The sequence below is a fragment of the Streptococcus sp. 27098_8_99 genome, assembly GCF_041431935.1.
GTDB lineage: Bacteria > Bacillota > Bacilli > Lactobacillales > Streptococcaceae > Streptococcus > Streptococcus parasanguinis_D.
The window spans coordinates 34,892-59,656 of the sequence record NZ_JAPVYQ010000015.1 but is presented as its reverse complement, the minus strand read 5'-3'; the positions used below and the strand labels follow the sequence as shown (position 1 = coordinate 59,656).

The following is a 24,765-nucleotide window of genomic DNA, read 5'->3' as shown; positions in this document are numbered from 1 at the left end:
TTTTTTCACTTTGTATGTTACGCCCTTTGTATCTTGTCGGAATTGCGACAGGACGAAGGTGGATCGATATTATCCACCTGAGGAGTTAGTGAGTCGTGTCGGCAAGGCACCATTGTGCTTGCCGTTACACGAATTGAACACGCCCTAAATGCTGGGTGAAAAACGCTAACTATACTAGCACTAACTTCCAGACACAGTAGCTGATTGAACTCTTCTCTCGCTTGATAAGCTCGGAAGAATTCTAATCAGCCTTGTGGGGGTAGGACGGCGAAGCGTCCACAATCGTATAGCTTCTGTCCTACTCCCTATTTTCACTGTGCATTTTACGGGCTTTGTATCTTGATTTCATGCCACTTCTTCTGTGAATTGACTATTGTAGAGATCGGCATAGAAGCCATTTTGGCTCATGAGCTCTTGGTGGTTACCCTGCTCGATAATATTTCCATCTTTCATCACGAGAATCAGATCCGCATTACGGATAGTGGACAAGCGATGGGCAATGACAAAGGAGGTCCGGCCTTCCATGAGTTTGTCCATGGCTTTTTGAATCAACTCTTCTGTACGGGTATCGACAGATGAGGTTGCTTCATCCAAGATGAGGAGCGGGGCATCCTTCAAGAGGGCACGCGCAATGGTCAAGAGTTGCTTTTGACCGACGGACAAGGTGACAGAATCATCTAGCACGGTGTCATAACCATTCGGCAAGGTCCGAATAAAGTGATGGACCCCAACCGCTCGTGTTGCTGCTTCCACCGCTTCGTCTGAAATATCCGTTTGATTGAAGACCAGGTTTTCTCGAATAGTCCCCTCAAATAGCCAGGTATCTTGCAAGACCATCGAAAAGGCATCATGAACTTCTTCTCGGCTCATGGCCTTAGTATCCACACCATCGATGGTAATTTTACCAGCTTGAATGTCGTAAAAACGCATCAAGAGATTGACCATGGTCGTCTTACCTGCACCTGTCGGACCAACAATGGCCACTTTTTGCCCCGGTTTGGCTTCAGCTGTAAAGTCATGGATAATGGTTTTGTCTGGTGAATAGCCAAAGCGAACATGCTCAAAGGTGACATGACCTTTTGGTGTTTCCAATTGACGTGTTTTTTGGGATTCGTCTTCCATTTCTTCTTCGTCTAAGAATTCAAAGACACGCCCCATAGCAGCACTGGCTGATTGCAATTGGGTAATTCCTTGGGCCATTTGACCAATTGGTTGGGTAAAGATGCGGACATAGGTCATAAAGGCCACAATGGTCCCGATGGTAATGTCTCCATTAATGGTGAGGACAGCCCCAACGATACAGACCATGACATAGCCGAAATTCCCTACAAACTGCATCAAGGGCATCATGATCCCAGAGAAGAATTGGGATTTCCACATGCTATGGTACAAATCTTGGTTGATGGCATCAAAATGATCTTTGGCTTGATGGCGGCCATTATAGGAAATAACAACATTGTGGCCACTATAGATTTCTTCAACATAGCCTGAAACTTTGGCAAGATTATCTTGTTGCTGTTTAAACAAAGGCTGACTCTTGACCATAATGATGCTAGAAAGAGCAAAGCCAGCAAAGACGGATACAATCGCTGTGACAGCTAAGTGCCAGTCCGTCTTAAACATCATGAAGATGGAGCCGATCAATAAGACGATAGAGGAGACCATTTGAACCAAGCTTTGGTTAAAGGATTGGGTCATCAAATCCACGTCATTGGTCACACGAGACAAGGTATCTCCTTGTTCGTGACTATCAAAATATTGGAGGGGTACACGATTGATCTTTTCAGCGATGGCATTGCGCAAGCGTTCTGCGAAGCGCTGAATCATCGTTGAGATAATGAAGCTACTGCTGTAGGACACTAGTGCTCCAACTCCATAAAGGATGGCTAAGGTCAGAGCAATCGAAGTGATCTTGTCAATATCAATGACTCCTCCCATCCCTTTTGTGATAGTATCCGTGATTTCTTTTAATTTATCCGGTCCAATAACCGTGATAATACTCGATACGACCGAAAAGAGGATAGCAACTAGGAAAAATAGGTGGAAGCCCTTCAAATAGGGAGAAAGTTGTCTCCAAAGGGACGATTCTTGTTTTGTTTTATGCATGTTCCAACTCCTCCTTAGACAATTGTGAATAGGCAATTTCTTGATAGACTTCATTGGTCGCAAGCAATTCCTTGTGGGTACCTTGACCGACGACCTTCCCTTGATCCAAGACCAAAATCAAATCCGCATCCATAATGGTCGAAATCCGTTGCGCAACGATCAATTTGGTCGTATCTGCCAACTTTTCTTTTAGGGCTTGTCGCAAGATCCGATCTGTTTTATAATCCAGGGCTGAGAAGGAATCATCAAAGATGAGGATCTCGGGCTTGCGTGCAAGGGCACGCGCAATCGCCAAACGTTGACGTTGTCCTCCAGAGAAGTTGCTTCCTCCTTGCGCTACTTCTGTATCCAAGCCCTTCTCTTTTGCGGCAACAAACTCTTTGGCTTGGGCCAATTCAAGAGCTTTCCAGATGGCTTCATCCTCTAATTTTCCTTGGCTACTTTCCCCAAATTCCATATTGGAGCGAATCGTGCCACTAAAGAGCACTGCTTTTTGTGGAATGTAGCCGACTTTATTGTTCAATTCTTGGTGGCTATAGTCCTTGACATTCACCCCATCCACTAAGATCTTTCCTTCTGTCGCATCGTAAAAACGCGGGATTAAATTGACCAAAGTGGATTTACCAGAACCAGTTGATCCGATGAAGGCAACGGTTTGTCCTTTCTGAGCTGAGAAGGTCACGTGCTCAATCACAGCACGGGAAGTCCGTCCATATCGGAAGGAAACGTCTTGAAATTCTACTGTACCTGCTTGGCCTGTTGTTTCTTTTGACTCACTTGGGAAGGCTACAGACGGTTCAAGAGCCAAGACCTGATTAATCCGTTTTGCGGATACCAAGGCACGAGGAAGGATAATCAAGATGGCCACCATCATCATAAAGCCAATGACAACCTGCATGGCGTAAGAGGAGAAGGTGATCATATCTGAGAAGACCTTGGTCCGATCCGCTAATGCAGGACTGGCGAGGATCTTTGTAGGATCTTTTGGCATGGCGATATCATTGATCAAGTGCGCCCCAATCCAGTAGATAGCCAGGGTCAACCCACTTGATACCACTGTCATAACCGGGTTCATTAAAGACATCAACCGATAAACAAAGAGATTTAGACGGGTTAAGCCCTTGTTTTCAGCCTGGAATTTTTCATTTTGATAAGCTTCTGCATTGTAGGCGCGAACCACTCGCACCCCAGTCAAACTCTCTCGTGTCGTCGCATTCAAAGCATCGGTCAAACCTTGAACCTTTTGCTGGCGTGGAAAGGCAATAAGAACCAGAACAGATAGCAGAATCAAGACCATCAAGACCGCAATCCCAACAGAAGTTGTCCAAGCATCGCTCTTGCCCCAAATCTTGGTCAAAGCCCAAATTGCCATAATGGGACCACGCGTCACGACTTGCATCCCCATGACAATCATGATTTGCAATTGAGTCAAATCGTTGGTCGTCCGGGTCAAGAGAGAGGGAACAGAGAATTTCTTGATCTCGGCATCAGAGTAATCCATCACTTGATGGAAAATCTCTCCTCGAAGCCGCGTCGTAAAGCTGGCAGCGACTCTTGAAGCTAAAAAGCCCATAAAAACTGCCATCAAAAAGCTTCCAAAAGAGAAGAGCAACATCTTGCTTCCCGGATCCATAATATCAGAAACCTTAGTCCCATCCTTAGCTAAGAGGGTCGTGATATCAGATAAGTATTCAGGAGTCTTTAAATCCATCCAAACAGCCAGACAGATAAAGACCGTACTAAGGGCAATCATGCCCCATTCTTTGGCGGTTAAGCGCCGAAATATATTGATCATTCCTCGCTCCTTTTTTTCATATTCTCATAAAATTGCTGCATAACCTTGAAAAAGATAGCCAATTCTTCTTCTGATACACCCGCTACTAGACTCCGTTCTACCTCTTCAAAGAATTGCTTCATGTCATTCAAATTGGCTTTCACACTGTCTGTTAGGTAGACATACTTGGCCCGTTTATCGGTCGGACTAGCCTCTAAATAAATAAACCCATTTTTCTCCATTCGCTTGATCAGATTACTGGTCACGGATTTTGTGATATGAAGTTCCTGTTCAACATCCCGAATTAAGGTCACTTTTCCCTCCTTTTCACGATGAGATAAGAATCTCAATACCTGACCTTGTGGTCCTGCGCTAAATTCAAACCCACGCTTCTTAGCCTCTCTTTCCACCATGAGGTGAATGAGATGGCCGATTCTTTTTAATTCTTGTAATGGCTTTTCCATCATTCCTCCAAACAGTTCTCATAAGAACTTTAAAGTTACTATGAGAACTATTTTAGCACAAAAAAGATCCCTGTCAAGAAAAAGTTTCTATAAGAACTAAAAAAATGGAGCCCAATCGACTCCATTAATGACTTCTAGATAATAATGCCTTCTAGATGATCCATTTCGTGCTGACAGATCTGGGCTGGAAAACCTGACAAATGAATCGTTTTTGCTTTCCAATTCACATCTCGATAGGCCACTGTCATCTCCTCATAACGAGTTGTTGGCCGACTCCCCACTAAAGATAAACATCCTTCCTCTGTTTGATAAGGCTTTTTCTTTTCAAGGAGAACAGGATTAAACATGACCAGATTTTCATTGCCCATTCGAATGATAATCGCCCGCTTTTTCACTCCGATCATATTGGCCGCCAAACCCACACACTCAAGGAGATGAGCATTTAAGGTATCCTGCAAATCAAAAGCCAAGGGGCGATCCTCAAGTGTCGCTTCTTCTGACTTTTGACCCAAGAATAAGACATCCTTCACAATATTCTTTTTCATTCCTTCCCTCTCTTCTTTATAGATAGACGAAAGAAGAGAGTGGGACAGAAATCGGTAATTCGTTAGAATTCGATTTCGTCGTCCCACCTCCGCACAGTTGAGTAGGGCTGTAAAAGCTGATGAAATCAGCGTAGTAGAGTCCACTCAACCACTGCGTCTTGCTCGACAATCCAAAAATAATTGAGAGGCTAGGACTTGTGTCCCAGCCTCCTCGCTCTTATTTCTAACCTCTAAGAGACAATTGCTACTTATTTTTTAAACTTCTCGCTCACTTCTTTTGCAAGAACAAAGTTCCCCAAGGTCGCTGAACCATTGCTAGCAACTGCAGGTGTCACAATATAATCTCTCACATCAGGTACAGGGAGGTAACCGTTTAAGAGGGCAGTAAATTTCGTGCGAACACGATCTAACATATGTTGTTGAGCCATTACTCCTCCTCCAAAGACAATGACGTCTGGGCGGAAGGTAACGGTCGCATTCACCGCTGCTTGTGCGATGTAGTAGGCTTGAATATCCCATACATTGCTGTTGAGTTCAATGTTTTCCCCACGAATACCTGTACGAGCTTCCAGACTAGGACCAGCCGCAAAGCCTTCCAAACAGCCATTGTGGAAAGGACAAACACCCTTGAATTCTTTTTCCACATCCATTGGGTGTTGGGCCACATAGTAGTGCCCCATTTCTGGGTGTCCAGCTCCCCCGATAAACTCACCACGTTGGATGACACCAGCTCCGATTCCTGTTCCGATTGTATAGTAAACCAAGTTTTCGATATGACCACCCGCGTTATTGCGTGCGACCACTTCTCCATAGGCAGAACTATTCACATCTGTCGTGAAATAGATAGGTACATTCAAGGCACGTCGGAAAGCCCCAACGATATCTACATTGGCCCAATTTGGTTTTGGAGTCGTTGTGATGAAACCATAAGTGTTTGAATTTGGATCGATATCAATTGGTCCAAATGATCCAATCGCAAGCCCAACTAGATCCTCAAATTTTGAGAAAAATTCAATACACTTATCAATCGTCTCAATTGGCTTGGTTGTTGGAAATTGTACTTTTTCCACAACATTATAGTTTTCATCACCAACTGCACAAACAAATTTTGTACCGCCAGCTTCCAAACTTCCATATAATTTTGTCATGTTGGCTCCTTTTTTATTATGAAAAATATCCTGTATTTATTATAGCATATTTTGTAGTCAATCTTTTTCTCTTCTCTAAAGAAAAAACACACTTTTTTTGAGAAATAAAATTCAAGGACTGGAGATGATAGACCAGTCCTTGAGAACTTATTTTTCGATTAAGCTTTGACTTCGATGATCGCATCACCCTTCGCAACAGATCCAGTTGCAACAGGTGTGACAGAAGCAAAGTCAGCTGTGTTAGTGACGATCACCATAGTTGTGTCTTCAAGACCAGCTGCGGCAATTTTCGCTGCATCAAATGTACCAAGGACTTCACCAGCTTTGACTTTATCGCCTTGAGCTACTTTTTGATCAAATCCTTCACCATTCATTGATACTGTATCAATCCCAACGTGGATCAAGATTTCAGCACCATTAGCTGTTTTCAAACCGTAAGCATGTCCAGTCGCAAAAGCAATAGTTACTTCCGCATCTGCTGGTGCATAGACAACGCCTTCAGTTGGTTTGATAGCAATCCCTTGTCCCATCGCTCCACTTGAGAAGACAGGATCATTCACATCAGCAAGCGCTACAGCACTACCAACGATAGGTGAGATGATCGTTTCATCTTGAAGAGATGCAGGAACATTTCCAGTTGTTTCTTCTTCAACCAGACGTTCAGTTGTCGCATTTTCAGAAGCAACCACAGGAGCTTCATCTTCATAACCAAACATGTAAGTCAATGCAAATCCAAGCGCAAATGAAACTGCTACCATAAGCAAATATTGAGCAAGTTGACCATTACCAATATAAAGCATTGTACCAGGAATGATAGTGATACCATTACCTGTTCCAGCAAGTCCAAGGAGAGATGCCAATCCACCACCGATTGCACCTGCGATCAATGAAAGGAAGAATGGTTTACGGAAACGCAAGTTAACCCCGAAGATAGCAGGCTCAGTGATACCGAGGAAGGCAGAAAGTGCTGCTGGGAAAGCTAAAGCTTTCAATTTTGCATTTTTAGTTTTCACAGCTACTGCAACTGTCGCAGCACCTTGGGCTGTCATTGCTGCAGTAATGATCGCATTAAACGGATTAGCATGATCGGCTGCTAACAATTGAACTTCAAGCAAGTTAAAGATATGGTGGACACCAGATACGACAATCAATTGGTGAACTCCACCAATGAGCAATCCACCAAGACCAAATGGCAAGTTAAGAATTGCTTTTGTACCAATTAAGATATACGTTTCAACTACGTGGAAAACTGGTCCAATAACGAATAATCCAAGAATTGACATCACGAAGAGTGTCACAAAAGGAGTCACCAAAAGATCTAATACATCCGGAACTACTTTTCGAAGTGATTTTTCAAATTTTGCACCAAGAACCCCGATGATGAAGGCTGGAAGAACAGACCCTTGCAAACCTACAACCGGAACGAAGCCAAAGAATTTCATGGCAGTCACTTCACCACCACTAGCAACAGCCCAAGCATTTGGAAGTGAACCCGAAACAAGCATCATACCAAGTACAATACCCACTGCCGGATTTCCACCAAATACACGGAAAGTTGACCAAACAACAAGACCAGGCAAGATAATAAAGGCTGTATCTGTTAAAATTTGGGTGTAAGTTGTGATATCTTCTGGAAGAGTCACACCAAGGGCATTCACTAAACCACGGACACCCATGAAAAGACCAGTCGCAACAATAACTGGAATAATTGGTACAAAGACATCACCGAAAGTACGGATCGCGCGTTGGAACCAATTCCCTTGTTTAGCTGCTTCAGCTTTCATCTCAGCCTTAGTTGAGGTTGGTAATCCAAGAGCTACGACTTCATCGTAAATCTTGTTTACAGTACCAGTACCAAAGATAATTTGGTATTGACCTGAGTTAAAGAAAGCACCTTGTACTTTTTCGATATTCTCAACAACATCTTTGTTGATTTTTGATTCATCTTTTACCATCACGCGAAGACGAGTCGCACAGTGAGCAACACTGCTAACGTTCTCAACCCCACCGATTGCATCGATGACCTGCTTTGCAATTTCTGTATTTGACATTTTGCAAAAATCTCCTTATTTTTTGTAATGTAAACGGTTAAATCGTTTCTACGTTTTTAATTGTACCACGTATTGAAAATATGTCAAGCGTTTTGCAGGATTTTTTTGAAACTTTTTAAACTATTTTGACAGCTTTTGATAGGATGTAAGAATTTTCATTCACATAATCGCTTTAGTGGCGCTATCAAAGGGTCCTTCCTAGTTTTTTCACTTTCAAAAACTTTCATATTTTCATTCGTTTTCATTTTTAATCCTCTTTAAAACTCCTTCTTGCAGGTGTCAATCGTTTGACATTTTTTGCCATTTTTTTCATTTATTGCTTGCATTTTTAATAGGAAATCGTTACTATGGAAGTAAGAAAAAATTCGGAGGAATAAAATGGAATGGACAACTGAACGTCGTTACAGACGTTACGAAGACTGGACAACAGAGGAAAAGCAAGCCATCCAAGAAAACATGGCGAAATCTCCTTGGCATACACACTATCATGTTGAGCCAAAAGCAGGTCTCTTAAATGATCCTAACGGTTTTTCCTACTTTGATGGAAAATGGATCTTGTTTTACCAAAATTTCCCATTTGGTGCAGCCCATGGGTTAAAATCATGGGTACAAACAGAAAGTGAAGACTTGGTTCATTTCAAAGAAACTGGTGTAACGCTTCTTCCAGACACAGATCTGGATAGCCATGGAGCTTATTCTGGATCAGCCATGCAGTTTGGTGACAAACTATTCTTATTCTACACTGGAAATGTTCGTGATGCAGAATGGGTTCGTCATCCTTACCAAGTCGGTGCTTTGATGGACAAAGACGGAAAGATTGAAAAAATTGACAAAATTTTGATTGATCAACCAGCTGACTCTACGGGTCACTTCCGTGACCCACAGATTTTTAACTTTAAGGGGCAATACTACACTATCGTCGGTGGTCAAGACCTTGAGAAGAAAGGATTCATCCGTCTCTATAAGGCTGTAGATAACGACTATACCAACTGGGTTGCAGTCGGTGACTTGGATTTTGCAAACGATCGGACAGCTTATATGATGGAATGTCCCAACCTAGTCTTTGTTGGAGACCAACCCGTTCTTCTCTACTGCCCTCAAGGCTTAGATAAATCCGTTCTCGATTATGACAATATCTATCCAAATATGTACAAGATCGGGGCAAGCTTTGACCCAGAAAAGGCCAAAATGGTTGATGTATCTGAATTGCATAATCTCGACTATGGTTTTGAAGCCTATGCCACTCAAGGATTTAATGCACCTGATGGACGTGCCTATGCTGTTAGCTGGCTAGGTCTTCCAGACGTTTCTTATCCAACAGATTCCTATGACTACCAAGGAGCTCTCTCACTGGTCAAAGAATTAACCATCAAAGATGGCAAGCTCTACCAATACCCAGTTGAAGCGATCAAGGACTTGCGCGCTGAGAGTGAGGCATTTGCCAACAAGGCTCAAACCAAGAACTGCTATGAATTGGAATTGCAGTTTGAAAAAGATAGCCAGAATGAAATCGTCCTCTTTGCAGATGCAGAAGGAAAGGGCTTAGTTCTCACATTTGATCTGGCTAAAGGATTGGTCACAGTGGATCGTAGCCAGGCTGGTGAGCAATATGCCCAAGAATTCGGTACGAGCCGTAGCTGCACAATCGCTAACCAAGCGACGACTGCTAATATTTTCATTGACAATTCAATTTTTGAAATCTTTATTAATAAAGGAGAAAAAGTATTTTCTGGTCGGGTCTACCCACATGCGGATCAAAATGGAATCTTGATCAAGTCTGGAACCCCTACTGGAACTTACTACGAACTTGATTATGGTCGCAAAGCTAACTGATGTCGCCAAACTCGCCGGTGTCAGCCCTACTACTGTCTCACGGGTCATCAATAAAAAAGGATACCTGTCTGAAAAAACGATCCAAAAAGTCCAAGAAGCCATGCGAGAATTGGGCTATAAACCTAACAATGTTGCTCGTAGTCTCCAAGGAAAATCAGCCAAGTTAGTCGGCTTGATCTTTCCCAACATCAGCAATGTTTTCTATGCTGAGTTAATCGACAAACTAGAGCACCAACTCTTCAAACACGGCTATAAAACCATTATCTGCAATAGTGAACACGACTCCGAAAAAGAGCGCGAATATATTGAGATGTTGGAGGCTAACCAGGTAGATGGCATCATTTCAGGAAGTCATAATTTGGGCATTGAAGATTACAACCGGGTAACTGCTCCTATCATTGCTTTTGACCGCAACCTCTCCCCAGAAATTCCGGTTGTCTCTTCAGACAACTACGCTGGCGGGGTGCTTGCAGCAGAAACTTTAGTAAAAACCGGAGCCCGAAATATTATCATGATCACAGGGAATGACAACTCCAACTCCCCAACAGGCTTGCGTCATGCGGGGTTTGCATCGGTTCTACCTGAGTCCATGATCATTAATGTTTCCAGTGATTTCTCCCCTATTCGCAAAGAAATGGAAATCAAACAGATTTTAACCCACCACAAACCAGATGCCATTTTCGCCTCCGATGATTTGACGGCGATCTTGATCATGAAAGTCGCTAGAGAATTAGATATTCAGATTCCCCAGGATTTGAAAGTGATTGGTTATGATGGAACCCAGTTCATTGAGACCTATACACCTGAACTGACAACCATCCAACAACCCCTCGAAGACATTGCTATCCTCATGGTGGATCTTTTACTCCAAAAGATCGAAGGAAAAAAAGTAGCGACTACCGGTTATTTCTTGCCCGTTAGTCTCCACTCTGGAAAAAGTGTCTAAAAGCAGTATCCCCTCAGTAGAAACTGTGGGGATATTTTTCACAAAAAAAGAGCCATCGGCTCTTTTTTAATTATTCTTCTGTCACAAATTGACTGAGGACACCGTTGACAAATCGTGAAGAGGTTTCATCTGAAAAGGCCTTGGCCAATTCCACCGCTTCATTGACTGCGACGATCTGTGGTGTATCAAACTCTGTCATTTCGTAAATTCCCAGACGAAGGATGTTTTTCTCTACCAAGGTCAAGCGCTCAACAGTCCAGCCGGTTTTCAAATGTTGACCGATTTGCTGGTCCAGTTGATCTTTGGATTGGTAGACACCCGTCACGAGATTCATGAGAAAGGCAGGAAGATCGACTTCTTTGTCTTCTGCTAGGTCCTTATCATGTAGATAAGCAAAACGACAAGCTTCAACAATGTCTCCATCGTATTCCAAGGCCATCAAGGCTTGGAAGGCGCGCTCACGCAAATCTCGACGTGATTCTAATAAAATTTCATCAGTCATTGAGGAAGTCCTCATTAAACAAATCTTTCAAGTCTGGTTTTGGAGATTTTTCCGTTGCGATACCAACAACGTGAATGTTGACAGTATCCAAGGTTACATCTGCCATATCATAAACTGCAGACTTAACCGCTTTTTGAATGGCTACAGCGACAGATGGTACAGCCACTCCATATTCTAAATAGAGATAGATGTCCACTGAAACTTGACCATCTTCTTCTGTATGAAGGTAGACGCCACGTCCAAGGGAGCGTTTGGATAAGCTATCTGAAACACTCTTGTTTTCAAGCGAATAGACACCCTCTACTTTTGCTGTTGCAATCGCAATAATTTTTTCTAATACACGTGGTGCAATAACGATGTCACCAAATTGTTCAGTTGCCATAGAAGTTCCTTTCTATTTGACACCCTGAGATGTCTCTTATGCACGAGAAACGTAAGTTCCTTCAGTAGTGTTAATGACCAATTTTTGTCCAGCTTCGATGAAGTCAGGAACGTTTACGACCAAACCAGTTTCCATTGTAGCAGGTTTACCAGAACCAGTCACTGTAGCACCTTTGATAGATGGTTGAGTTTCTGCAACAGTTAATTCAACAGTTGTAGGAACTGTTACACCGATTACTTCGCTTCCGTAGAATTGAATTTTTACTTCTGAGTTTTCAAGGATGTAAAGCAATTCTTGTTCTACGTTCACAACTGGAATTTCATATTGGTCATATGTTTCCGTGTTCATGAAGTAGGCTGTATCATCCATTTTGTACAAGTATTGAGCTGGAACAGTTTCGATAATCGCTTGTTCAAATTTTTCTTCTGGACGGTAGCTAGTATCAAATGTTGAACCAGTACGGACATCACGCAATTTCATACGCATGATAGTGTTTCCTTTACCTGGTTTGTGGTGGCTAGCTTCCAAAACGCGGATCAATTTTCCGTCAGCTGTTTCAAAAGTCATACCAGCTTTCAATTTACTTGCTTCGATCATGTTTTATTACCTCTTTTTTAAAAATAGATTACTCTTTATTGTAACACACTATTTGATTTTTCTCAAACAGCAATTTTCTCTTTTTAGGAAGGCTAGAAGGCGGAGAGAGATTGTAGGAACGAGTCCTTAGAATCTCTATATCTCCAACTCCATCTTCACTATTCCTTATTGGTCTACAGGCACAATATTACCATCCGCATCTTTGGTGACATGGACATATTTTCCATCTACTTCAATGTAGAAGGTATGTGGCTTGTCTTGAGCTGGAGAGGCTTGTTTTTGAAGGTCATTACCAAGGGCTTGACCCAAGTTCATCCCCATGATCATGTTCATGCCATTGCCACCTTCATTTTTAGCAGCTGCGACCAAGGCTTCATTGCGAGCACGACGTTCTTCGATTTCAATGGTATTGTACTTCATCGCTGCCAATTCACTGTCCAGTTTATTGACCTTGGCCATACTGTCTGCATCGTAGCTCAAATCTTCGATGAGGACATTGGTTAATTCGATACCATATAATTCTGTCCACGTTTTATTGACTTCGCGTTTTGCTACTTCATTGAAGACGTCTTGGTCCGCATTGATATTGTAAATATCCGCCTTATTTTCAGCCGTATATTTTGAAATGGCCACTGCAATTTTTGGTGCCAGATTTTGGCGCAAGGTTCCCTGAGCCACATCTTCCAAGGTAAACGGCTTATCTGCAGTGATTTGGCGACTAACTGCACTGATGTAAAAGAGTACAGGATCTGCTACTTTAACATCATAAAGACCATAAAAACGAATGCTAAGAAGTTGTTGGTAACGGTCGCTAAAGTACTCGACTGGATTTTGAGTGCCAAATTTATTTCCTGTAAAAGGTTGCATCCGCACAAAAATAATTTCTTGTTGGGTGACCACTTGGCCTCCAAATGAGAAACGATTCTTGAACTGATCCCACGTTCCTTTAACGCCCCCCTTTTCAAACAACCAGGCATTTTCACCGGCTTGCCATTCGTGGCTTCCTGCTTCTAGAAGGTCTCCTAGAAAAGTTCCATTATTGACCAAGAGAGCAACATAGCCTTGAGGAACAATGACAACAGAGCCATCTGTCAATAGACCTGTATTTTGGTTGCTCTGGCGAGAGCGCCCATCTGGATCTTTGGTCAAGAGCTGTCCCTTAATGGCCAAAGCTGTTGCTGGAACAGCTTCTGGCAAGGTAATGGCTTCCTTAAATTTACTATCTTGAAAACTTGAAATGCCCGCTGAAAGGGCTGCTTTAATAAATCCCATACATTCTCCTATCTGTAGAATTCAATTTCATCCACAACTTCGTAGACATCCAAGACCCAATCTTTTGGATTGTGCTTCAAGGATGCTTGGCAATATTCACACTTGTCGATTGAATCAATCGTCAATGGCGCACCACAGTTCGGACAATGATCACTAACGACTTCTGAATTCTTAATGATCTCTGTCTGAGCTCCATGTTCACGGAGGAAGACCATGCGGTAAACGGTAAAGAGATCTTTGGTTGGATCCCCTTCGATCACACGGCCCGTTTCATCATTTCGGATGTAATCTCTCATCGTCGATGACAGAATGACTTCGATGCGGTCATTACCATCTGGATTTTCGATAAAGTCTTTGATCTTCGAATCTTCCACACGCACGCGCTCTAGAACATTGGTTGTTTTGGCACGAATATGTTCTTGTAACTGCGTCAAGTGCTGCTCATAAAGACTCGTACTTTCTAAATTCCGTACGGAATTCCAATCTTTTTCTGTCCAAGCAGACTGCAATTGAAGATAAACCAGCTTGACTTGCGACAAGAAGCGGTCTTCATCAAACATTGGATCCAGTTTACGGATGCGGCGAATCGCTTCATAGTTGTTTTCAATTGGTCGACCGGCCCGCTCTTCGGTTGTCCGTTTTGGACCACTATTTGAAGAGAATGATTCATCACTATCATTAGCCTCTTTTGCAATATTATAGATAAATCCAATCAATCCAACGATAGCAAAAACTGCCACTACACCACCAGAGTCTGTTCCAGAACTAGAACTGTAGCTACTGGATCCACCAGACCAGCTGCTGCCACCAGACCAACTACTTCCGCCATCGGACCAGCTACTGCCACTATCGGACCAACTGCTACCACCACCTGAATCAATCAAGCTACTGCCACCACTATCTGTATTACCAACACCAGCATGGGCAGAAGGAGCAAATACAAATAGCAGGACTACTAGAAGAATTCCAACTATTACACTTCGTTTTTTCATAGGCCTCTTTTCTTATCTTTGTTTGTTACACAGGGGTTAAGAAAATACTGTCTATTTTATAGGACAATCAATTCTTTAGGAGCAAGAGTCAAGACTTCACAGCCTGTTTCTGTGATCAAGAGGTCATCTTCGATCCGCACACCTGAGAGGCCTTCAATATAAATCCCAGGCTCATCTGTTAAAACCATCCCTGCTTGAATCGCTTCTTTAGACGTTTGGCTGAAGTATGGTTCTTCGTGGATATCTAGCCCAATTCCATGACCGATTCCATGCGTGAAGTATTGTCCATAGCCGGCTGCCTCGATCACATCACGTGGAATTTTATCAAAATCACGGAAGCCAAGTCCATCTTTAGCCGCATCAATCAAGGCTTGATTGGCTTTCAAAACGGTTTCGTAAATTTCTCTTTCCTTGTCGCTGACATGACCCGCATAGATAGTCCGTGTCATATCGCTGACATAGTGGTCATACAAGCAACCAAAATCAAGGGTCAAGGCATCTCCTGCTGAAATGGCCCGATCACTTGGAGTCGCGTGAGGCATCGCAGAACGTTCACCAGCTGCTGAAATAATATCGAAAGATACACCAGAAGCTCCCAACTCCCGCATTCTAAAGTCGAGGAAAGTCGCTGCTTCCAACTCTGTCGTTTTCCCTACCTTGATATAGTCTAAAATATCATGGAAGGCTTGGTCAGAGATGCTACAAGCTTTTTTAATGGCCGCAATCTCAGTTTCATCTTTAATCAAGCGCAATTCCATCACAAAGTTCGCTAGGGATTGAAGGCTGATGCCACTAAAAACAGAAGCCATGCGGGCATGGTAGGCCACCGTCACTTCGTCCTCAAAACCAAGTTCTTTGATTCCAAGATCCTTAACGATCTCTGCAGCTGCAGTCAACTCATCGCGAGTTTCCACAATCTCTACAAAGGGGAAACAAGTCGCATGAGCATGGATGGTGTAGCGCGAATCCGTAAAGAGGACCACGCGTTCTTCTGTCACCAAAGCAGTCCCGTTTGAACCCCAGAAATTGGTCAAATAATAAACATTTTTCAAATTGTTAATCAATACCGCTTTGAGGTTTTGGGCTTTCATTTTGTTTCTTAAGTTGCTGATCCGTTGATTCATTGTAATTTTCCTTTCAAATATTGTCCTGTGTAGCTAGCAGGATTTGATGCTACTTCTTCTGGTGTTCCGGTCGCAATAATGGTTCCGCCACCGACACCGCCCTCTGGTCCTAAATCGATGATATGATCTGCTGTCTTAATGACATCCAAATTGTGCTCAATCACAAGGACCGTATTGCCATCATCCACAAATCGCTCTAAGACTTTGATCAAGCGAGAAATGTCTTCGGTATGGAGTCCGGTCGTTGGTTCATCCAAGATATAGAAGGATTTTCCTGTAGAGCGCTTGTGCAATTCAGAAGCCAACTTCATCCGTTGCGCTTCCCCACCTGAAAGGGTGGTCGCTGGTTGCCCCAGTGTTACATAGCCCAAGCCCACATCTTGGATGGTCTTGAGTTTGCGTTCAATTTTTGGAATGTGCTTGAAGAATTCAACCGCCTTATTGACCGTCATATCCAGCACTTCTGCAATATTTTTTTCCTTGTAGTGGACTTCTAATGTCTCACTATTGTAACGACGTCCATGGCAGACTTCACAAGGAACAAAGACATCCGGCAAGAAGTGCATTTCAATCTTGATGATCCCATCTCCTGAGCAGGCTTCACAACGCCCGCCCTTGACATTGAAACTAAAGCGGCCTTTTTTATAGCCCCGAATTTTGGCTTCATTGGTCTGAGCAAAGAGATCGCGAATGTCATCGAAGACGCCTGTATAGGTCGCTGGATTGGAACGAGGAGTCCGACCAATCGGGCTTTGATCAATGTCGATCAAGCGATCGATATGCTCAATCCCCTGAATCGTCTTGTATTTCCCTGGTTTTTCCGAATTGCGGTTGAGCTTTTGAGCGATGGCTTTTTTCAAGATGCCATTGATCAAGGTCGATTTTCCAGAACCGGAAACTCCAGTGACTGCGATAAATTTACCCAGAGGAAAGCGCGCTGTGATGTCTTGTAAGTTGTTCTCACTCGCCCCTGTAATTTCAATAGAACGACCATTTCCTGAACGGCGATCTGTGGGAACCGGAATCTTGCGCTTGCCGGACAAATACTGGCCGGTAATGGATTTGCTGTTGCGCGCCACCTGCTTTGGAGTTCCCGCAGCAACGATCTCTCCCCCAAAGACACCGGCACCTGGGCCGACGTCGATCAGGTAGTCTGCTTCTCTCATGGTATCTTCGTCGTGTTCAACGACGATCAAGGTATTGCCTAAATCACGCATCTTTTTGAGACTGGCAATCAGGCGGTCATTGTCCCGCTGGTGGAGGCCGATCGAAGGCTCATCCAAGATATAAAGGACTCCAGAGAGGTTGGAGCCAATCTGGGTTGCTAAGCGAATGCGCTGGCTTTCTCCTCCTGATAGTGTTCCTGCTGAGCGTGACAAGGTCAAGTAATTAAGGCCTACATTGTTTAAGAAGGTCAAACGATCTTTGATCTCTTTTAGGATCGGTCTTGCAATCGTGGCTTCATTGTCTGTTAAGACCAACTGATCCACAGCTTTTAAGTGGTCCGCAATCGATAGATCTGACACCTCTCCGATATGCATCCCTTTCTCCCCACCGACACGGACAGAAAGAGCCTGGTCATTGAGACGGTAGCCATGGCAGGTCGCACAGGTCAATTCGTTCATATAAGAGCGCATTTGGTTGCGGGTGAAGTCACTATTGGTCTCACGGAAACGGCGGTGAATATTGGTTACGACTCCTTCAAAGGGAATGTCGATATCTCGAACCCCACCAAACTCATTTTCATAGTGGAAGTGGAATTCTTTCCCGTTTGAACCATAGAGAACCAAGTCCTTTTCTTCTTGAGAAAGATCTGAGAAAGGCTGATCCATATCAATGCCAAAATGGATCATGGCCTGCTCCAGCATCTGAGGATAGTAGTTGGAAGAGATCGGATTCCAAGGAGCAAGAGCTCCTTCACGAAGGGTTAAGCGATCATCTGGCACCACCAAATCTAAGTCCACCTCCAGCTTAATGCCTAACCCATCACAGTCTGGACAGGAGCCGAAAGGCGCATTGAAAGAAAAGAGGCGGGGCTCTAATTCAGGAACGGTAAAGCCACAGACTGGACAAGCATAATGCTCCGAAAAGAGCAGTTCCTTGCCATCCATGGTATCAATCACCACGTAACCATCCGCTATCCGAAGAACTGCTTCAATCGAATCAAAGAGCCGCGAGCGGATACCCTCTTTGAGTACGATCCGGTCCACCACCACTTCAATCGTGTGCTGTTTGCTTTTAGAAAGTTCTGGGACCTCTGTCACATCATAGATCTCACCGTCAACTCGGACCCGAACATAGCCGTCTTTTTGGACTTTTTCAATGATATTCTTGTGCTGGCCTTTTTTCTTGCGGATAATGGGAGCTAGAATTTGCAGGCGTTGGCGCTCTGGTAATTCCAAGACTTGATCGACAATTTGCTCAACCGAAGAAGCGGTAATAGCGCCATGTCCATTGATACAATAAGGCGTACCTACACGCGCATAGAGCAGGCGCAGGTAGTCATTGATCTCTGTTGCCGTCCCCACTGTAGAACGTGGGTTTTTACTGGTCGTTTTTTGGTCGATGGAAATGGCTGGACTCAAGCCGTCAATGGAGTCGACATCTGGTTTTTCCATATTTCCCAAGAATTGGCGGGCATAGGCCGATAAGCTCTCCACGTAGCGGCGCTGACCTTCTGCATAGAGGGTATCAAAGGCCAGACTGGACTTTCCAGATCCAGATAAACCCGTCACCACGACCAATTTGTCCCGTGGAATTTCCACATCTATATTTTTTAAATTATGGGCGCGTGCCCCATGAATGACAATTTTATCTTGCATATTCTTACTCTAATCACCTTTTTGTTAACCTCCATTATAACAAATTTTTTAGTATTCTTTTATCCAAAACTGTCCTTTTTCTGATATAATGTTAAGGTGTAAAAAAACAAGGGGAGGCACCATGAAACAGGTCTTTTTATCGACAACGACTGAATTTAAAGAAATAGAGACGCTGGAACCCGGTAGCTGGATCAACCTTGTGAACCCTTCTCAAAGTGAATCGATGGAAATCGCCTCTGCTTTTAATATCGATATTGCAGACTTACGGGCACCACTCGATGCGGAAGAAATGTCCCGTATGACCATCGAAGATGAGTATACCTTGATCATCGTCGACGTTCCCATCAAGGAAGAGCGGAACAATCAGACCTACTACGTGACCATTCCGCTAGGGATTATCCTGACAGAAGAGGCTATTATCACGACTTGCTTGGAGAAATTGCCACTTCTAGATATCTTTATCAACCGACGCTTGCGGAATTTCTATACCTTTATGCGGTCACGCTTTATCTTTCAGATCCTCTATCGTAACGCCGAACTCTACTTGTCAGCGCTTCGTACCTTGGATCGCAAAAGCGAGCAGATTGAAAGTCAATTGCACAAATCAACGCGTAATGAAGAGCTGATTGAGTTGATGGAGTTAGAAAAAACCATCGTCTACTTTAAGGCCTCTCTGAAAACCAATGAGCGCGTGATCAAGAAATTGACCAGTGCCACTAGCAACATCAAGAAATACCTAGAAGACGAAGATCTACTGGAAGATACCTTGATCGAAACCCAGCAGGCCATCGAGATGGCAGATATTTATGGAAATATCCTGCACTCCATGACCGATACCTTCGCATCAATCATCTCCAACAACCAGAATAACATCATGAAGACCTTGGCCATGGTGACCATCGTCATGTCCATCCCAACCATGATTTTCTCGGCCTATGGGATGAACTTCAAAGACAATGAATTACCGCTCAATGGAGAACCAAATGCCTTTTGGCTGATCATTTTCATCGCTTTTGCCCTGACCGGTTCTCTCGTCGTCTACCTCATCCATAAAAAATGGTTCTAACACCTACTACTAACACTAAGGAGTATTTATGTCTCAATTTGATTTGAATCAACTCAGCAAGAAAAACCAAGAATTTATCCGCATCGCCAAACACCAATTGCTTGAAAACGGGAAATCAGAGGAAGAAGCAGAAAGCCTCATCCAAGAAATCCTTCCAGCTATCCATGAAAACCAAGGAAAAGGGATTCCGGCACGGACTCTTTTTGGAGCTCCAACTGTTTGGGCGAATTCTTTCAGCGAGAAAGAACGCTATGAAAAAGAGCATCCGAAATTAAACGATGCTCCCTCTCTTATGATTTTGGATTCCTTCCTCTTTATCTTTGGTGTCTTTGCTGCGATTAGCGCCTTTATGAACTTGGTCGCACCGCGTCGTACTGGCTATGGGTTGATCACCTTGATCCTTGGAAGTTTGACAGGGGCTCTGCTCTTGTATCTCATGTACTACTTCTTCTATCAGTATATGGATGGCACAAAAAATCGCAGTGAGCGTCCCTCTCTTTGGAAATCCATGCCGATTCTTGTCGGAGTCATGTTCCTTTGGGTCATCGTCTTGTCCTTTACCTCCTTACTTCCACAAGTCCTCAACCCAACTATTCCAGATGTTTTTGCCATCGTTTTAGGAGCTCTAGCGCTTGTCCTTCGCTTCTACCTCAAGAAACGCTTTAATATTAAAAGTTCGAGCACAGCACCTGCAACTCGACGCTAAAAAGAAACGGATGAAGTTTTCATCCGTTTTTGTTTTACTGTATTTCCTTGTTCAACCTTTTTGAAAAATAGAGGACTAAATCATCATTGTTTTCACAAGAACTGTAAGGGGCCAAGGGGCGATCCCTAAACCAAATTCCAGATCCATCTGGGATATAGCCTCGTTTAACATACAGTCTTTGAGCTGGGCCATAACCCGAGTGTAAACCAACCCCTAAAGTAACAATCTCTGATAGTAGCCGGACTCTTTTTTCCGCCTCTTCTAAGAGTTGATTCCCAATTCCTCGACTTCTAAATGGCTCAAAAACATTAAAATCAGTTAGTTCAGGATAGACTCCCACGAAAGGGCCGTGCTTGGCAGCAGGCAATATAGTGATATAGCCTGCCACAAATCCATCCGACTCAGCTACTAATACGTCCCTCTCTCTATTCTCCTGCTCCTGAAAATAGCTAGTCAAGATATCCTCTCTACCCGGCCACCCTTGGTGGATAAAGGCTTGAGAGATGTGCTCAATATCTGCCTTTATCATCCTCCTGATGATTACACCTTCCTTCATAGTTCTCTCCTTGATACATTTCTTCCCACATTATAACACGATTAGAGCTAGGGAAAGGTCAAAGAGGTCCACCGGACCTGAAAAAAAGACCCACCCGGGTCTTTTTTTTAATCTTCGTTTACGAAAGGCATCAAAGCCATTACGCGAGCGCGTTTGATAGCTGTTGTTACTTTACGTTGGTTCTTCGCTGAAGTTCCAGTTACACGACGAGGAAGGATTTTCCCACGTTCTGAAACGAAACGGCTAAGAAGCTCAGTATCTTTGTAATCGACATATTCGATTTTGTTTGCTGCGATGTAATCAACTTTTTTACGGCGTTTGAATCCGCCACGACGTTGTTGAGCCATGTTTAATTCTCCTTTATAGTTTTAATTCGTTAAACCCATTCTTAGAATGGAAGATCGTCGTCTGAGATATCCATTGGATTAGCTCCAAATGGGTTTTCTTCACGACCAAAGTTTGGCGCTGCATTGCTTGGTTCAGATCCACCAAAGCTTGGGGCTGCATTTCCAGCAAAACCACCGTTGCCTGATGAATAGCCACCAGCTGCATGCCCTTCGCGTGCTGCACGGCTTTCCAATAGTTGGAAGCTGTCTGCTACGACTTCAGTGACATAAACACGTTGACCTTGCTGGTTTTCGTAATTACGTGTTTGAATGCGACCGGTAATCCCAATCAAAGCACCTTTCTTAGCCCAGTTGGCTAAGTTTTCTGCTTGCTGACGCCAGATCACACAGTTGATGAAATCGGCTTCGCGCTCTCCATTCTGACTCTTGAAGTTGCGGTTGACAGCTAGGCTGAAAGTAGCAACTGCTTGATTGCTTGGAGTGTAACGAAGTTCAGCATCACGGGTCATACGACCGACAAGTACAACATTGTTAATCATAAGTCACCTCTGATGATTTCTTACGCGTCAACTTTTACGATCATGTGACGAAGAATGTCACCGTTGATTTTTGAAAGACGGTCGAACTCGTTAAGAGCTACAGCGTCGTTCGCTTCAACGTTTACGATGTGGTAAAGTCCTTCACGGAAATCTTGGATTTCGTATGCAAGACGACGTTTTTCCCAATCTTTTGATTCAACAACAGTTGCACCGTTGTCAGTCAAGATAGAATCGAAACGTGCTACCAAAGCGTTTTTAGCTTCTTCTTCAATGTTTGGACGAATAATATAAAGAATTTCGTATTTAGCCATTGATAATGTTCCTCCTTTTGGACTAATGACCCCAAGTCTTTGCAAGGGGTAAGTGAGGTTTACTCACAAGAAACTATTATACCAGACTTTTCGAACAAAGGCAAGGATTATCTTTAGGATTTGAAACATCATTTTTTACACACCCTATGATATTGAAGGGAAACTTCCCCTTAAAAATGGCAATTAATAGAAGGAAAGATACTCCTTTCCTGTCCCTTTTCCTTAAAGAAAACTGATATCAGTTAGCTTTAAGCTTGAGTCTTTATACTAGCTACAACAAATCTCAAGAAACGAGGAACGATTATGAATTATCTTATCATCCCCGCCTATCAACCGGATCTGAATCTTGTCAAATTGGTTCGCCTGGTTCACGCTAAGAGTGATCTCCACATCATCGTCGTCGACGATGGAAGTGACGCCGACAAGAAAGTGATTTTTGATAAATTGGATGGTCTTGCGACAGTCCTGACCCACGAGCACAACCAAGGAAAAGGGCAATCTCTCAAGACTGCTTATGCCTACATCCTAGAAAGAGGTACCTATGGAAGCATTGTTACAGCTGATGCAGACGGTCAGCACAAAATTTGGGATATTTTCAGGGTTGTTAACCAATCTCAAGAACATCCTGGAGCACTTATTTTAGGGGCACGCGCCTTTTCTGGCCAAGTTCCTTTTCGATCTGCTTTTGGAAACAAATTGACCCGTTTCCTCTTCAAACAACAAACCGGAGTGGCAATCAGCGATACCCAAACAGGTTTACGGGCTTTTACTACGAATCTCTTGCCTTTCATGCTTGAGGTTGACGGACAGCGTTATGAATATGAGATGAATGTTCTCCTTGCAGCAAGCAAGTCCTTCCCCATCCTAGAAGTTCCGATTGAAACGGTCTACATCAATGACAATGAAGGTTCCCACTTCCGACCTATCCGAGATGGCCTCATGATCTACAAGGACATGTTTAAGTTTGCCCTCTCCTCTCTGAGTAGTTTTATCGTTGACTATCTGGTCTACGCTTTCTTCCTTTTCGTGATGATGGCCGTGCCCATTAGTCTTCGCATTCTCCTAGCGAACGGGATCGCTCGTGTGACGAGTTCCATTTTTAACTACTCGACTAACAAGCACCTGGTCTTTAAGAATAAAGACAGCGTCGCTAAAACAGGAAGTGGCTACTTTGGTCTAGCCCTCGGCCTCTTTATTCTCGATACGCTCTTGATTCGACTCTTCTATACTGCTTTCGGGCTCAATCTCCTGATCAGTAAAATTGTCGTTGGCTTCCTCCTCTTTCTGGTCTCATGGGTGATCCAGAAAAAAGTAATCTTCAAAGAAAGGACAGCTCCCCACCATGAAATTCTTTAAAAAATCCTATACCTATGCTGCCTGCTTTGGCCTTCTATTGACCAGCAGTTTTAGCTACTCGATACTCAAGACCTTTGTCTTATCCGATGCCATCCAAACCGTAAAAGCTACGACTACGGACACTAAGGCAGCCAAAAAAGCAGCTGCTTCAGCTACAACGACCGATACCAGCTATTCAGATGACAATATCCAGGTGACTTTAACAGAAAAAACAGTTGAAAATACCCAGGTTTACATCGCAGATATCACAGTCAGCTCGGCAGATTATCTCAAAACAGCCTTTGCACAAAACACCTACGGGACAAATGTAACGGCTAAGACCTCCGTCACGGCCGCCAACAACAGTGCTATTCTAGCAGTGAACGGTGACTATTACGGGGCTAACAGCACAGGATACGTCATCCGAAATGGAGTGGTCTACCGCGATACCGTTCGGGAAGATTCAAGTAATGGGGACCTGGCGATTTATAAGGATGGATCCTTCAAAATTATCTATGAAGATGATATCTCTGCGGATCAATTGGTCAAAGACGGGGTCGTCAATCTCCTTGCCTTCGGTCCTTCCTTGGTTGAAAATGGTGAGATTACGGTCGATACGAACTCAGAAGTTGGAAAATCCATGGCATCCAACCCACGTACAGCGATTGGGATCATCGATGAAAACCACTACATTATCGTCGTATCAGATGGACGGACTTCAGAAAGTGAAGGACTGTCTCTCTACCAATTAGCCGAAGTGATGAAGTCTTATGGCGTTAAAACAGCCTACAACTTGGATGGTGGTGGATCTTCTACCCTTTATTTCAATGGCCAAGTTATGAACAAACCAACTACAAATGGTACTATTTCAGAAAGGGCGGTGAGCGACATTGTCTACATCGGTTACTAATCCTATTAAACAACGGTTGAAAAAAACGATTCTCTGGTATCCTCTTATTTCAGCTTTCTTCTTCGTTGGAAGTCGCATCTATGAACACTTTAGTTTTGGCGAGACCTCTGCCTTCATGCACTACCTCTTCTTGATTCCTTTGATCGGTGGCGCCCTACTAGTGCTTCTACAGTTGATGGTGAAAGGCTTCTCTCGCCTGAGTCTCAATCTTTGGAATTCTGGAGTGGCTACGATCACAGCAGGAGCCCTCTACCGAGGGATTGTCAACCTCTCTGGTCGATCTACTACAATGGATCAACTCTATTATTACCTTGGAGTTGCCTTTCTAGCACTGGCTCTGATCAGCCTCTTCTTTGTTCGCAGTGTCTGGATAAAGAAAACAGCCTAAGACATGAAAAACGTCCGCTTCTTAAAAGAACGGACGTTTTTTAGGGTAA

General features: G+C 43.6%; 24 protein-coding genes. 7 read left to right on the top strand and 17 right to left on the bottom strand.

Features of this window, described 5'->3' with window-relative positions:
- Window positions 1-345: 345 nt before the first annotated feature.
- The 6 genes from O3605_RS08740 to O3605_RS08715 form a co-directional block, all read right to left on the bottom strand.
- The gene (locus O3605_RS08740) at window positions 346-2,106 is read right to left on the bottom strand and encodes an ABC transporter ATP-binding protein (protein WP_201036779.1); all 1,761 of its coding nucleotides are present in this window, start codon (window positions 2,104-2,106) and stop codon (window positions 346-348) included.
- The gene (locus O3605_RS08735; protein ID WP_371585934.1) at window positions 2,099-3,901 is read right to left on the bottom strand and encodes an ABC transporter ATP-binding protein; all 1,803 of its coding nucleotides are present in this window, start codon (window positions 3,899-3,901) and stop codon (window positions 2,099-2,101) included. The genes O3605_RS08740 and O3605_RS08735 overlap by 8 nt, the downstream gene beginning before the upstream one ends.
- A complete protein-coding gene (locus O3605_RS08730) occupies window positions 3,898-4,344 on the bottom strand; it encodes a MarR family winged helix-turn-helix transcriptional regulator (protein ID WP_371585932.1) in 447 nt (148 codons plus the stop codon). The genes O3605_RS08735 and O3605_RS08730 overlap by 4 nt, the downstream gene beginning before the upstream one ends.
- A 134-nt stretch (window positions 4,345-4,478) precedes the next feature.
- A complete protein-coding gene (locus tag O3605_RS08725; protein ID WP_371475879.1) occupies window positions 4,479-4,889 on the bottom strand; it encodes a peptide deformylase in 411 nt (136 codons plus the stop codon).
- Window positions 4,890-5,137: 248 nt separating this feature from the next.
- Window positions 5,138-6,037, bottom strand: coding sequence for a fructokinase ScrK (gene scrK, locus O3605_RS08720; RefSeq protein ID WP_371585931.1), 900 nt, complete (start codon window positions 6,035-6,037; stop codon window positions 5,138-5,140).
- 158 nt (window positions 6,038-6,195) lie between these two features.
- Window positions 6,196-8,088: a sucrose-specific PTS transporter subunit IIBC gene (locus tag O3605_RS08715; protein ID WP_003016963.1), complete on the bottom strand. Its 1,893-nt coding sequence runs from the start codon at window positions 8,086-8,088 to the stop codon at window positions 6,196-6,198.
- A gap of 378 nt (window positions 8,089-8,466) precedes the next feature.
- On the opposite strand from O3605_RS08715, the gene O3605_RS08710 reads away from it, so the two are divergent.
- Together O3605_RS08710 and O3605_RS08705 are read left to right on the top strand one after the other, a co-directional pair.
- Window positions 8,467-9,921: a sucrose-6-phosphate hydrolase gene (locus O3605_RS08710; protein ID WP_371585930.1), complete on the top strand. Its 1,455-nt coding sequence runs from the start codon at window positions 8,467-8,469 to the stop codon at window positions 9,919-9,921.
- Window positions 9,902-10,867 (top strand): LacI family DNA-binding transcriptional regulator, encoded by a 966-nt coding sequence (locus tag O3605_RS08705; protein WP_049471835.1) that lies wholly within the window; start codon window positions 9,902-9,904, stop codon window positions 10,865-10,867. Before O3605_RS08710 ends, O3605_RS08705 begins: the two co-directional genes overlap by 20 nt.
- A gap of 70 nt (window positions 10,868-10,937) precedes the next feature.
- On the opposite strand, the gene nusB is transcribed toward O3605_RS08705, so the two are convergent.
- From nusB to uvrA, 7 genes are all read right to left on the bottom strand, one after another.
- On the bottom strand, window positions 10,938-11,369 hold the full coding sequence (nusB, locus tag O3605_RS08700; protein ID WP_003008602.1) for a transcription antitermination factor NusB: 432 nt from the start codon (window positions 11,367-11,369) through the stop codon (window positions 10,938-10,940).
- Window positions 11,362-11,751 (bottom strand): Asp23/Gls24 family envelope stress response protein, encoded by a 390-nt coding sequence (locus tag O3605_RS08695; RefSeq protein ID WP_371585927.1) that lies wholly within the window; start codon window positions 11,749-11,751, stop codon window positions 11,362-11,364. The genes nusB and O3605_RS08695 overlap by 8 nt, the downstream gene beginning before the upstream one ends.
- Window positions 11,752-11,787: 36 nt before the next feature.
- Window positions 11,788-12,348 carry an elongation factor P gene (efp, locus tag O3605_RS08690; protein WP_003005479.1) on the bottom strand — a complete coding sequence of 187 codons (561 nt, stop codon included), beginning with the start codon at window positions 12,346-12,348 and terminating at the stop codon, window positions 11,788-11,790.
- A 165-nt stretch (window positions 12,349-12,513) separates the two neighbouring features.
- Window positions 12,514-13,620 (bottom strand): SPFH domain-containing protein, encoded by a 1,107-nt coding sequence (locus tag O3605_RS08685; RefSeq protein WP_003008607.1) that lies wholly within the window; start codon window positions 13,618-13,620, stop codon window positions 12,514-12,516.
- 8 nt (window positions 13,621-13,628) lie between these two features.
- Entirely contained in the window at window positions 13,629-14,612 is a 984-nt protein-coding gene (locus O3605_RS08680) for a TIM44-like domain-containing protein (protein ID WP_254727371.1), read from the bottom strand.
- 56 nt (window positions 14,613-14,668) lie between these two features.
- Window positions 14,669-15,736 (bottom strand): M24 family metallopeptidase, encoded by a 1,068-nt coding sequence (locus O3605_RS08675; RefSeq protein ID WP_342987019.1) that lies wholly within the window; start codon window positions 15,734-15,736, stop codon window positions 14,669-14,671.
- A complete protein-coding gene (gene uvrA / locus O3605_RS08670) occupies window positions 15,733-18,558 on the bottom strand; it encodes an excinuclease ABC subunit UvrA (protein ID WP_371585924.1) in 2,826 nt (941 codons plus the stop codon). The genes O3605_RS08675 and uvrA overlap by 4 nt, the downstream gene beginning before the upstream one ends.
- A gap of 121 nt (window positions 18,559-18,679) precedes the next feature.
- Here uvrA and O3605_RS08665 point away from each other — a divergent pair, with 121 nt between their 5' ends.
- Together O3605_RS08665 and O3605_RS08660 are read left to right on the top strand one after the other, a co-directional pair.
- Window positions 18,680-19,624: a magnesium transporter CorA family protein gene (locus tag O3605_RS08665; RefSeq protein ID WP_031576884.1), complete on the top strand. Its 945-nt coding sequence runs from the start codon at window positions 18,680-18,682 to the stop codon at window positions 19,622-19,624.
- 28 nt (window positions 19,625-19,652) lie between these two features.
- Complete coding sequence (locus O3605_RS08660; protein ID WP_371585921.1) at window positions 19,653-20,330, top strand: DUF1129 domain-containing protein; 678 nt, start codon at window positions 19,653-19,655, stop codon at window positions 20,328-20,330.
- A 34-nt stretch (window positions 20,331-20,364) separates the two neighbouring features.
- On the opposite strand, the gene O3605_RS08655 is transcribed toward O3605_RS08660, so the two are convergent.
- The 4 genes from O3605_RS08655 to rpsF all read right to left on the bottom strand — a co-directional run bounded on the left by O3605_RS08655 (window position 20,365) and on the right by rpsF (window position 22,083).
- Window positions 20,365-20,886, bottom strand: coding sequence for a GNAT family N-acetyltransferase (locus O3605_RS08655; RefSeq protein WP_315377429.1), 522 nt, complete (start codon window positions 20,884-20,886; stop codon window positions 20,365-20,367).
- Between the two features lie 107 nt (window positions 20,887-20,993).
- Window positions 20,994-21,233: a 30S ribosomal protein S18 gene (gene rpsR, locus O3605_RS08650; RefSeq protein WP_000068664.1), complete on the bottom strand. Its 240-nt coding sequence runs from the start codon at window positions 21,231-21,233 to the stop codon at window positions 20,994-20,996.
- A 41-nt stretch (window positions 21,234-21,274) separates the two neighbouring features.
- Window positions 21,275-21,772, bottom strand: a complete 498-nt coding sequence (locus O3605_RS08645) for a single-stranded DNA-binding protein (protein ID WP_049515946.1) — start codon at window positions 21,770-21,772, stop codon at window positions 21,275-21,277.
- A 20-nt stretch (window positions 21,773-21,792) separates the two neighbouring features.
- On the bottom strand, window positions 21,793-22,083 hold the full coding sequence (gene rpsF / locus O3605_RS08640; protein ID WP_003005040.1) for a 30S ribosomal protein S6: 291 nt from the start codon (window positions 22,081-22,083) through the stop codon (window positions 21,793-21,795).
- Window positions 22,084-22,386: 303 nt separating this feature from the next.
- On the opposite strand from rpsF, the gene O3605_RS08635 reads away from it, so the two are divergent.
- From O3605_RS08635 to O3605_RS08625, 3 genes are read left to right on the top strand one after another with little or no spacing between them, the layout of a single operon-like run.
- Complete coding sequence (locus O3605_RS08635; protein ID WP_371585917.1) at window positions 22,387-23,439, top strand: GtrA family protein; 1,053 nt, start codon at window positions 22,387-22,389, stop codon at window positions 23,437-23,439.
- Window positions 23,426-24,328, top strand: coding sequence for a phosphodiester glycosidase family protein (locus O3605_RS08630; RefSeq protein WP_371585915.1), 903 nt, complete (start codon window positions 23,426-23,428; stop codon window positions 24,326-24,328). The genes O3605_RS08635 and O3605_RS08630 overlap by 14 nt, the downstream gene beginning before the upstream one ends.
- Window positions 24,309-24,716 carry a hypothetical protein gene (locus O3605_RS08625; protein WP_371585913.1) on the top strand — a complete coding sequence of 136 codons (408 nt, stop codon included), beginning with the start codon at window positions 24,309-24,311 and terminating at the stop codon, window positions 24,714-24,716. The genes O3605_RS08630 and O3605_RS08625 overlap by 20 nt, the downstream gene beginning before the upstream one ends.
- Window positions 24,717-24,765 lie beyond the last annotated feature (49 nt).

Coding starts and splice junctions, on each gene's coding strand:
- O3605_RS08740 (WP_201036779.1), bottom strand. CDS start 2,106: ATGCATAAAACAAAACAAGAATCGTCCCTTTGGAGACAACTTTCTCCC.
- O3605_RS08735 (WP_371585934.1), bottom strand. CDS start 3,901: ATGATCAATATATTTCGGCGCTTAACCGCCAAAGAATGGGGCATGATT.
- O3605_RS08730 (WP_371585932.1), bottom strand. CDS start 4,344: ATGGAAAAGCCATTACAAGAATTAAAAAGAATCGGCCATCTCATTCAC.
- O3605_RS08725 (WP_371475879.1), bottom strand. CDS start 4,889: ATGAAAAAGAATATTGTGAAGGATGTCTTATTCTTGGGTCAAAAGTCA.
- scrK (WP_371585931.1), bottom strand. CDS start 6,037: ATGACAAAATTATATGGAAGTTTGGAAGCTGGCGGTACAAAATTTGTT.
- O3605_RS08715 (WP_003016963.1), bottom strand. CDS start 8,088: ATGTCAAATACAGAAATTGCAAAGCAGGTCATCGATGCAATCGGTGGG.
- O3605_RS08710 (WP_371585930.1), top strand. CDS start 8,467: ATGGAATGGACAACTGAACGTCGTTACAGACGTTACGAAGACTGGACA.
- O3605_RS08705 (WP_049471835.1), top strand. CDS start 9,902: ATGGTCGCAAAGCTAACTGATGTCGCCAAACTCGCCGGTGTCAGCCCT.
- nusB (WP_003008602.1), bottom strand. CDS start 11,369: ATGACTGATGAAATTTTATTAGAATCACGTCGAGATTTGCGTGAGCGC.
- O3605_RS08695 (WP_371585927.1), bottom strand. CDS start 11,751: ATGGCAACTGAACAATTTGGTGACATCGTTATTGCACCACGTGTATTA.
- efp (WP_003005479.1), bottom strand. CDS start 12,348: ATGATCGAAGCAAGTAAATTGAAAGCTGGTATGACTTTTGAAACAGCT.
- O3605_RS08685 (WP_003008607.1), bottom strand. CDS start 13,620: ATGGGATTTATTAAAGCAGCCCTTTCAGCGGGCATTTCAAGTTTTCAA.
- O3605_RS08680 (WP_254727371.1), bottom strand. CDS start 14,612: ATGAAAAAACGAAGTGTAATAGTTGGAATTCTTCTAGTAGTCCTGCTA.
- O3605_RS08675 (WP_342987019.1), bottom strand. CDS start 15,736: ATGAATCAACGGATCAGCAACTTAAGAAACAAAATGAAAGCCCAAAAC.
- uvrA (WP_371585924.1), bottom strand. CDS start 18,558: ATGCAAGATAAAATTGTCATTCATGGGGCACGCGCCCATAATTTAAAA.
- O3605_RS08665 (WP_031576884.1), top strand. CDS start 18,680: ATGAAACAGGTCTTTTTATCGACAACGACTGAATTTAAAGAAATAGAG.
- O3605_RS08660 (WP_371585921.1), top strand. CDS start 19,653: ATGTCTCAATTTGATTTGAATCAACTCAGCAAGAAAAACCAAGAATTT.
- O3605_RS08655 (WP_315377429.1), bottom strand. CDS start 20,886: ATGAAGGAAGGTGTAATCATCAGGAGGATGATAAAGGCAGATATTGAG.
- rpsR (WP_000068664.1), bottom strand. CDS start 21,233: ATGGCTCAACAACGTCGTGGCGGATTCAAACGCCGTAAAAAAGTTGAT.
- O3605_RS08645 (WP_049515946.1), bottom strand. CDS start 21,772: ATGATTAACAATGTTGTACTTGTCGGTCGTATGACCCGTGATGCTGAA.
- rpsF (WP_003005040.1), bottom strand. CDS start 22,083: ATGGCTAAATACGAAATTCTTTATATTATTCGTCCAAACATTGAAGAA.
- O3605_RS08635 (WP_371585917.1), top strand. CDS start 22,387: ATGAATTATCTTATCATCCCCGCCTATCAACCGGATCTGAATCTTGTC.
- O3605_RS08630 (WP_371585915.1), top strand. CDS start 23,426: ATGAAATTCTTTAAAAAATCCTATACCTATGCTGCCTGCTTTGGCCTT.